At 66.2% G+C, this 346-nt stretch carries 1 protein-coding gene; it reads right to left on the reverse strand.

The window, feature by feature from the left end:
• Positions 1-346: histidine kinase dimerization/phospho-acceptor domain-containing protein (locus EN851_RS34710; RefSeq protein ID WP_281041124.1), on the reverse strand; the 346-nt coding region annotated here is incomplete at both ends.

Raw genomic sequence — 346 nt, forward strand, 5'->3', positions numbered from 1 at the left:
GTGACGACTGACAGAAGATGCTGGCCGGACTCCCTGACCAGCCCGACATATTCCTTCTGCCGCGGGTCGCGGAAGGCGCCGAACATTTCGTGCAGCAGCATGTCGGAGAAGCCGATGATGGCGTTGAGCGGCGTGCGCAGCTCATGGCTGACCACCGCCAGGAAACGACCCTTGGCCACTTCGGAGGCTGCCGCGGCGTCCTTAGCCGAGGCAAGCTCTTCGCGCAAGGCCGCGACGTCGTCGTTCTCGCGCAGCACCAGGGTGAAGACGTCCGGCTCGAGCTCGCCGCGCATCAATTCCAGGCGGAACGGGCGGAAATTGTCGGCCGAGCCGCCACCGTCGCGCG

It is taken from the genome of Mesorhizobium sp. M8A.F.Ca.ET.208.01.1.1 (assembly GCF_004791315.1).
GTDB lineage: Bacteria > Pseudomonadota > Alphaproteobacteria > Rhizobiales > Rhizobiaceae > Mesorhizobium.